Origin of the sequence: Brachyspira sp. (genome assembly GCF_050873525.1) — a bacterium.
Taxonomy (GTDB): Bacteria; Spirochaetota; Brachyspiria; order Brachyspirales; family Brachyspiraceae; genus Brachyspira.
Genome location: NZ_JBNMIZ010000104.1, coordinates 1 through 8,692 on the forward strand (window position 1 = coordinate 1; position 8,692 = coordinate 8,692).

General features: G+C 33.0%; 7 protein-coding genes and 1 tRNA gene. 6 read left to right on the forward strand and 2 right to left on the reverse strand.

Annotated elements, in window-relative coordinates; genetic code table 11:
• Positions 1-130: 130 nt before the first annotated feature.
• Both ACR0QS_RS08020 and ACR0QS_RS08025 read left to right on the forward strand, forming a co-directional pair.
• A complete protein-coding gene (locus ACR0QS_RS08020) occupies positions 131-739 on the forward strand; it encodes a hypothetical protein (protein ID WP_432632922.1) in 609 nt (202 codons plus the stop codon).
• Positions 740-785: 46 nt separating this feature from the next.
• Positions 786-1,349 (forward strand): hypothetical protein, encoded by a 564-nt coding sequence (locus ACR0QS_RS08025; protein WP_432632923.1) that lies wholly within the window; start codon positions 786-788, stop codon positions 1,347-1,349.
• Between the two features lie 135 nt (positions 1,350-1,484).
• Here ACR0QS_RS08025 and flgK read toward each other — a convergent pair whose 3' ends face one another.
• Positions 1,485-3,398, reverse strand: coding sequence for a flagellar hook-associated protein FlgK (gene flgK / locus ACR0QS_RS08030; protein WP_432632924.1), 1,914 nt, complete (start codon positions 3,396-3,398; stop codon positions 1,485-1,487).
• A 256-nt stretch (positions 3,399-3,654) separates the two neighbouring features.
• Between flgK and ACR0QS_RS08035 the strand changes: the two genes are divergently transcribed.
• The 4 genes from ACR0QS_RS08035 to ACR0QS_RS08050 all read left to right on the forward strand — a co-directional run bounded on the left by ACR0QS_RS08035 (position 3,655) and on the right by ACR0QS_RS08050 (position 5,319).
• Positions 3,655-3,729 (forward strand) — tRNA-Asp (locus ACR0QS_RS08035).
• Positions 3,730-3,764: 35 nt separating this feature from the next.
• The gene (gene rpsT, locus ACR0QS_RS08040) at positions 3,765-4,028 is read left to right on the forward strand and encodes a 30S ribosomal protein S20 (RefSeq protein ID WP_432632925.1); all 264 of its coding nucleotides are present in this window, start codon (positions 3,765-3,767) and stop codon (positions 4,026-4,028) included.
• A 173-nt stretch (positions 4,029-4,201) separates the two neighbouring features.
• A complete protein-coding gene (efp, locus tag ACR0QS_RS08045) occupies positions 4,202-4,765 on the forward strand; it encodes an elongation factor P (RefSeq protein WP_432632926.1) in 564 nt (187 codons plus the stop codon).
• A gap of 155 nt (positions 4,766-4,920) precedes the next feature.
• Positions 4,921-5,319, forward strand: coding sequence for a hypothetical protein (locus ACR0QS_RS08050; protein WP_432632927.1), 399 nt, complete (start codon positions 4,921-4,923; stop codon positions 5,317-5,319).
• Between the two features lie 152 nt (positions 5,320-5,471).
• On the opposite strand, the gene ACR0QS_RS08055 is transcribed toward ACR0QS_RS08050, so the two are convergent.
• Positions 5,472-8,657, reverse strand: coding sequence for an efflux RND transporter permease subunit (locus tag ACR0QS_RS08055; RefSeq protein WP_432632928.1), 3,186 nt, complete (start codon positions 8,655-8,657; stop codon positions 5,472-5,474).
• Positions 8,658-8,692: the final 35 nt, after the last annotated feature.

Sequence of the window (8,692 nt, forward strand, 5' to 3'; positions counted from 1 at the left end):
GAATTTAATTTTAAAATTTAGCTTTATTATTTTTTTAAAATTTTTTATTTTTTTTTAATTAAATGCTTGACAATCAATATAAAATTTACTATAATATATTTATAATTAAAATATTAAGGGAGTATCTATTATGAATAAACATTTAAAAATCTTTTTAAGTTTCTTATCTTTAGTTGCATTGCTTTTTGGAAGTTGTAAAGTTGGAGATAAATTAGGAAGCGAAACTCAAGATTCGCAAATTAGCGGAGGAATTGTTATTAACACCGATATTCCGAGTTGGTCTACTAATATTCCTTCTGCATATGAAGGCTCGCAAATTAGTTACGAAAAAACTAACGATATAAATACCAGTTTTCCAAGTTGGTCTACTAATGTTACCTCTATCCCTGAAGAATATCGGGGTAAATATCAATATTTAGGGGAAGGGTGGTATATAAGAATAGCAACGGTTACGGAGAGAGATATAACTTTGTATTATAAAAATGATGATGGCAACTTACAGGTAAGCGAATATTTTCATGTATTCGATAAAAAGGCTGAATATTGGGGAGATAATACTTGGAGTTGGCATCCTTCTTATCGCGGTGATAACTATATAAACAAATATAAAAACGATTTTAGAATAAGTCCACTTCCTGATTACATTATGAGATTTAAACGAAATGAAAAAGGGCAAAGAGTATTATGGTATAATAATAGAGGTTTTGATTATGTTCACGAAGACGATTTAAATAAATAATTTATATAAAAAATGTATTATACTATATTTAGAAATTAAGTGAGTATTGATTATGAAAACTATAATAAATCTAAAAGCATTATTAATCTTTTTATCTTTAGCTGCATTGCTTTTGGGAAGTTGTAAAGCGGGAGATAAATTAGGAAGCGAAACACAAGATTCGCAAATTAGCGGTGGAGAAAGTGTTAGTAACAGTTTAAATACTAGTTTTCCAACTTGGGATATTGACACTCATTTTATTCCTCAAGAATATTGGGGCGATTACGATTTGTTTCAGGATGAACATTCCGTTGTTTATAGAGCAACGGTTACGCATGCAAATATAGATTTCTATTATATTGTTCACTATGGCGATTCTTATAGTTCTTATCTTAAGACAAATATAACATTAAACATTAATGTATTTGATAAAAACGCTGAATATCGGGGAAATAATACTTGGACTAGAGTATCTCTAATTTCAAATTCTCCTTTTACTAGTGTTGTTATTATAAAATTGGAGCGAAATGAAAAAGGGCAAAGAGTATTGTCTTACAACTACAAGGATGATATTGGAAATGGAAATGAATATACTTCTCCTTATATACATGAAGACGATATAAATAAATAATTTATTTGGATTAATATTTTTAAGGAATGCGTAAAAATACGCGTTCCTTTTTGTTTGTCATTTAATATAAAAATAATAAATAAAAAAAGCGACATCCTAAAAATTAGAATATCGCTTTAATTAATTTATATAAACTCACACACCCATTCTATTTATAACCACATCGAGCAGCTGGTCCATAACGCTAACGACTCGAGCGGACGCATTATAGCCATGCTGATACATAGCCATTTGAGCGATTTCTTCGTCCAAATTTACGCCCGATACGGACTGCCTTAATTTTTCAAGGTATTCCATTACTATAGTTTGTTTTTCCGTTTCAGCGTTTGCCGTTTCCGTTCTGCCCGCTATTCTTGCTATGCTTCCCGTGTAGAAATCGTTAAAAGTGGATTTGCTTTCAACCATAATCTCTTTGCTTTTCAAATTAGCTATAGCCAAAGCGTTTGAGCCGTCTCCGATTCCGTTCCATTTGTCATTAAAACCGTTTCCAGTCGTATCTATTCCTTTTGAAGCCGCAATATAATTAATATCGTTTCTAATTATATCATTAACTTGAATTGAAGATGCGGGATGTCTATAAGGAGTTACGGTGAAATTTCTAAAATCGCCCGCAAGCTGATTAACCTGATTCACTTGATTCCAATCGTAAGCTCCAGCTTCTCCCGATTGATTCAATACTCCAGTTATTCCAACCAAAAAGTCTCCCGAATCTTCTATATGTTTTATGAAATAAGAAGGACGCATATAATCGTCAAAACCTTTCGCTTTAAGAACGAGTCTGTTTTTATCGTCCAAATAGGCGGATACATTAGCCTCGCTCGAATTGATTTTATCTATCAAATCTTTAACTTTCATTTGCGCCGTATAATCTATCGCCACATTTACGCCTTCTCTCGCTTTATTTCCGAAAATCAATGTTCCCGCGCTTCCTATACTGTCGTTTAAATCTATAGAATTTATTCCGCTAACCTTAAACATTATGCTCGCATCTTCGTTTCCATCGTTATTTGTGTCGAAATTGCCGATAACGGACGGAGTATTTTTTGTCATAGTAAAGAAATCTATTCCCGTTTCTTGATTAAGTCCGAATCCGCTTCTATGAATTTCGTTTACAGAGTCGGCTAAATTCATAGCCAAAGTATCCAAATCGTTTATAGCCTGAACCGTGTCAATATCTCGCATTTCAAGTAAAGCTTTTAATTCGCCTCCTCCAAGATTAACTTGAACATGGTCCTTCTCCCAATAAATATCAAACATTCCTTCGTTGCTTGCGCTTCTCTCTAAACTCAATTTACTTACGATATTTCCTTGAATCAAAGCTCGGCTTCCGATATAAATCATAGTTTCGTCAGGGTCAACCGATTTTATATCGACATTTGCAATAGAAGATAATTCATCCAAAAGTAAATCTCTTCTGTCAAGCAAATCGTTAGGGTTTTGTCCCAATGCCTGCTGTTTGACTATTTCCACATTCAAATCTTTTATAGAATTCGCTATATCGTTTATTCTATTTACTTTGCTTTCGATAAGATTATTCAAATTTCCGCGCATTCCGTTCATTTGCTCGAACATATAATTTAAAGAAGAATTAATTCTGTCGGCTCTTTCAACCAAAACCAATCTCGTTCCTCTTTCGGCTGGATTAACCGCCATCTCCTGCCAAGCGTCCCAAAATGCATCCAAATCGTTTCTCAAATTATAACCGCTCGGTTCGTTATAAACCGCTTCGAGCTGTTTAAGATATTCGTATTTAGTTTTCCAATATCCGTCCTGTCCGAGTTCCGTCATGATTTTAGAATCTATAAATTCATCTCTTATTCTCTCGATAGTCGTTATTTCCGCTCCTTGTCCCAACTGTCCCGCGCGTTCGGCTCTATTCAAACTCGGCGCTTCCAAAGGTTTATCGAATGAACGCATCACGACTCGCTGTCTGCTATAGCCTTTAGTAGCCACATTATTTATATTATGTCCCGTCACTTCCAAAGCCGTTTTGAAATTTTGAAGAGACCTTTTTCCTAATTCTATTCCGAAAAATGAGCTTGTTGACATTATTCGCTCCTTAAAAAATTTATTTAAACTTATAGTATTATAGTTATCGTATATTTTAATTTTTTAATTAGTATTTTTTATTAATAATAATGTGGCAAGAGTTTACATAATATTAGATTTTTTCGGGATATATTTTTATTTTTTTATTTAATTTAAATTTATTAAGTGTTGACAAAAAAAATAAGATAATGTATAATATTGACATATTTAATTGATAATTAAGAATATTGAACGCTAATTATTAATTAAAGATTTTGGAGTTGTAGCTCAGTTTGGTTAGAGCGCCTGCCTGTCACGCAGGAGGTCGCGGGTTCGAGCCCCGTTAACTCCGATTATTTTATTTTAATTGTAGATAGGAGATAATTAATGCCTAATATAAAATCAGCTTCTAAAAGATTAAGACAAAATTCTGTTAGGAATTTATATAACAGACAAATAAAAAGTTTTTTGAATACTCAAAGAAAAAAAGTTATTAAAACGATAGAAACGAAAGACAAAAACGCGATTATGGAAGAATACAAAAAATACGCGAGCGCTTTGGATAAGGCTGCAAGAAAATCGATTATTCATGCAAACAGAGCGGGCGCTAAAAAATCCAATATGATGAAAAAAATTAACGCCTTAAAATAAGCAATTTTTTAACTGTGTTGTGTCTTTTTGGTAAAACCTATATGTCTTTGCGATATATAGGTTTTTAATTTGCCGATTAATAATTAAATTAGATTAAATTAAATATTGAAATTTTATGATAATAAATTATAATTCAAAAACATAATCAAGAATAAAAATTTCAGGAGTTTTTAATGCTACCCGTAAACGATTTAAGAAAAGGAGACGCTATAATTTTGGACGGAGAAACCTATTTGGTAATGGACGCTCATTTTCATCGCGCTCAACAGAGAAAGGCAAATGTCCGAACTAAATTAAAAAATATGCTTAAAGGAAATATCGTTGAAAAAACTTTTTCGTCTACCGAAAGCGTGGAAGAAGCGGATATTTCTTATAGAAAAGCTCAATATTTATACGAAGAAGGAAACAGTTATATTTTTATGATTTTGGACGATTACGAGCAGGTTCATGTCGATGCGGAAATATTGGGAAATAATAAATACTATCTTTTGGATAATAGCGAAGTCGATTTGCAATATATTAACGATGAAGTGACGGCGGTTCGTTTTCCTATTCATGTTATTTTGGGAGTCGCCTACACGGAACCGGGCTTTAAAGGCGACACGACAGGCTCGACTTTAAAACCTGCAAAACTTGAAACGGGAATGGAAGTGAATGTTCCTTTATTTATAAATATCGGAGACAAAATCAAAGTCGATACGAGAGACGATAGTTATGTCGAACGCGTAAATAAATAATGCTTTATATAATATCTATAATTTTTGGTTTATTAATTTTTACATCAATATTTTTTCTGCCGATTAACGCGCTAATATATTTTTGCATAATATTATTTGCGCTTCATATTATATTTACAAAGTCGATATTTAAAACCTTAAAAAAATTATTTTATTTGTTTCCATATTTTTTGGCGATTTTTATAATTCAATCTTTAAATGCGAGAGGAGAATATTATAGAATATTAGGTTTCTATATTGATAAAACTGGAGCGGATTTTACGATTATTTATTTTATAAGAATTTCAGCCGTTCTTTATTTTCTTTCAATTTTCTTAATTCTTATAAAAAAAATAAAAATTCCAAAAGGCGATTTTTTTGACGAATTGATAAGAATAAATATTTTTATGAATATAGTAAAAAAATCTTTCTTTTTTGAATTTGAAAAAATAAAAGACAAAAATAAAACCTTAAAAGAAAAATTAAATTTGATAAAAAATTTGATTGAAAATGTTTATAATCATTCTTTTAAATTATATCCTTACGATATGTTTGTGAGTAGATATAGAAAGTAAATAATTTATATTTTAAAATAAAAATTTTATTAATTTTGGATTACTTCGCTCGCCAATCCACACAAAATAGATTACTTCGGGCTAAAGCCATCGTAATGACGGAAAATGTAAGTCATTGCGAGGCTACTGCCGAAGCAATCTACATTAATAAACTAAATATTAGTATTCGTTATCTCTTCTCTTGGAATCGGCTCTTCTGGAATCTTTATCAATCTTAAATCGAACATTATCATAAACATACAAGGAAGGAATATAAGAGTGAGTAAAGAAGAAAATAAAAGCCCGTAAGCCAAAGCCATAACTATCGGTATGATTAAATCGGCTCTTCCTCCAATTCCCCAAGCCGTTGGAAGAAGTCCCACAACAGTCGTAATCGTAGTCAAAAATACGGGGCGAAGTCTCTGTTTAGCGCCGTCAACTATAGCCTTTTTAATTCCTTTTTTACCGCCTTGAACTCCTCTGTCTATAATATTATTTATTACATCGACAAGTATTATTCCGTTATTTACCACAACTCCCGCAAGTCCGACAATTCCAACTATTCCCATAAACGACAATGGCATGCGATGGAGCGCAAATCCGAGCAAAACTCCGATAAGCCCGAAAGGAATAATTATCATTATCATAATCGGCTGAATAAATCTGTTTAATTGAAGGAGTAATATTATATAAACGAATATAAAAGCCATAGCGAAACTAAATAAAAGCTGTCTTAAAGCCTTTACCGTTTCTTTAGCCTCGCCTCCGAAGTCCAATTTTAATCCTCTATATTCTCTGCTGAAATTTTTAAATCTTTCGCTTATCGCGTTCATAACCTGCTGAGATGTATTCTGTCCGTATTCTATATCCGCCGTTATCGTTATCGTTCGCTCTCCATTATAATGTTTCAAAGTGGAAAGTCCGTTTGTAACTTGAACTGTGGCAAGATTTTCAAGATATATTAATCTGTTTTGAGAATTCGGTATCAAGAGTTTATTCAAATATTCCGTGTCGTAAGTATATTCTTTATCGAACATAACTCTAAAATTAAGTTTATTTTCAAGCTCCTGTATATAAGTTGCGACAGTTCCCGTATAAGCCGCTCTCACTTCGCTTGCAACCGTAGCGACATTTACTCCGAGTTGAGCTATTTTATCGTAATCGAATATTATTCTTAACTCGTCTTTTCCGATTTTATCGTCATCGTCAATATTTATAACGCCTTGAATTGTGGAAAGATAATCTCTTATTTCCGTTTTTGCTTTTTTGGCAAGTTCCGTATCGTTTCCTACTATTTTAATATTTACAGGGTCGCCTGGGTCAACATTGCCTTTAGTATTCATTGTAAATACTGGAACATGCTCTCTTATATCGGTTTTGTCAATCGCTTCGTTGATTAAAGCTACCAAATCGTCCGCAGTTCTTTTTCTTTCTGCGGCTGGAACTAAATAAACCATTATTCCCGCAAGGCTTCCCTTTTCTTCCGAAATAATATCCTGGTCAACTTGCTGTCCTACTAAAGTATAAATCGCTATCAATTCTTCTGGTTTAACTACCGATGAAACTACATCTTCTATTTTTGAGATTTGTTCCGTTGTAACATCTTTCGTGCTTCCGATTGGAGTTTCTATATTTATTACTATCGTGTCGGCGCTCGTATCGTATATTAAGACGAAATTTTTGAAACTATTTTGAGCTAAAAATATCGAGCCAATAAGAAGCGCAACAAAAGCGGCTATAACCAAATACCTTAAATGAAGCAGTTTTTCTAAAGTCGCTCCGTAAGGAATTTTCATTTTATCAAATAATTTATCCTTATCGAAGTCGAGAGGATTTTTGAATCTGCTTTTCTTTTTCTTCGGTTTATAATTTTTATATTTATCTTCTTTATCCTGCAATTGATTTGGAAGCAAAAGAGTAGCCTGAAGCAAACTAATCGACAAAGTAAATATTACGATTTTTGGAAATATATTCAATATTTTTCCCATTATACCGCTTATTGTAAGAAGAGGAAAAAACGCTGCGACTGTAGTCAAAGTGGACACAAGCATCGGCATAACGACATCGCTTACGGCAAGACGCGTAGCTTCGAGTCCTTTATAACCCGATTGTTTGAAATTAAATATATTTTCCGAAACGACTATTGAATTGTCTACTATCATACCTAAAACCGTAATAACGGCTGCTAATGACATAGTATTGAAAGTTATTCCCGTAGCTCTCATATATATCAAACATGAGAACATAGTTATAACCATTCCAAGACTCGTAAATATCGCGCTTTTGAAATCCAAGAATATTATAAGGGCTATGAATATGATTATAAATCCCTGAATCAAATTTGAAGTTACTATGCTTAATAAAGAATTGATTGTCCTCGAATCATCTTCCGTAACCGTTATTTGTATATTTTCGGGAATCAAGTCGGCGTTTTCTTCCAAATATTTATTTACCTCTCCGATTGTTTTTATAATATCGGCGTTTTCGTTTTTTACCACATCCAAAGAATAACCCGAAGCCTTATTTACTCTCATAAGAACATCTTTTTCTTTAAATCCCATATTAACGGTAGCCAAATCTTTAACTCTCACTCTCTGCCCGTTGAAAGTTGACCTTATAATTACATTTTCCGCTTCTTGAGGATTTGCAAATTCCCCGTAAGTTACTACAGTTTGCTCTTTTCCTCCGTTTTCCATATCTCCTCCCGTAGCTCTCACATTCCTTACGCTTAAAGAATTAACTATATCGCTTAAAGAAATATAATTCTGCTGAAGTTTTATCGGGTTGGCATATATATGAACTTCTGGGTCCGTTCTGCCTTCTATTCTTATTTCCGAAACTCCGTCCAATCTTACAAGTTGCTTTTCGAGTCTCTGGCTCACATCGAATAATTCTCTCTCGTCTCCTTCCATTCCTTCTTTAAAATGCACTCCCAAAGTATAAATCGACATATTCGCGGGATTCAAATCGTAGGTTGTAACCTCGTCTACATCGGAAGATAAATCTGGAACATTTTTCATCTCTCTAAATATTTTATCTTTAACGGGCTGTCTATTCGGAAGACTTTCGTCAAGTTTTACCATTATTATCGCTGTATTTTCTATAATAGTAGTTTCGTATTCGTCTATTCCCGCTATTCTTTGCAACTGCTTTTCTATCGGTATAACGGCGTTTTGTTCCACATCCAAAGGCGTTGCGCCTGGGTAAGTTACCGCTATAAGCATTCTATCCAAATCTGTAGACGGAAACGATTCTTTTTGTAAATTAAAATAAGAATAACCTCCGACAAATAAAACCGCCATTACTATTATATTGACAAGCATCGTTTTCTTCGCAAAAAATACTATAATCTTTTCCATTTATTAATTTTCTCCTTTTAGTTCGTATTCTGTAA

Coding starts and splice junctions, on each gene's coding strand:
- flgK (WP_432632924.1), bottom strand. CDS start 3,398: ATGTCAACAAGCTCATTTTTCGGAATAGAATTAGGAAAAAGGTCTCTT.
- rpsT (WP_432632925.1), top strand. CDS start 3,765: ATGCCTAATATAAAATCAGCTTCTAAAAGATTAAGACAAAATTCTGTT.
- ACR0QS_RS08020 (WP_432632922.1), top strand. CDS start 131: ATGAATAAACATTTAAAAATCTTTTTAAGTTTCTTATCTTTAGTTGCA.
- efp (WP_432632926.1), top strand. CDS start 4,202: ATGCTACCCGTAAACGATTTAAGAAAAGGAGACGCTATAATTTTGGAC.
- ACR0QS_RS08055 (WP_432632928.1), bottom strand. CDS start 8,657: ATGGAAAAGATTATAGTATTTTTTGCGAAGAAAACGATGCTTGTCAAT.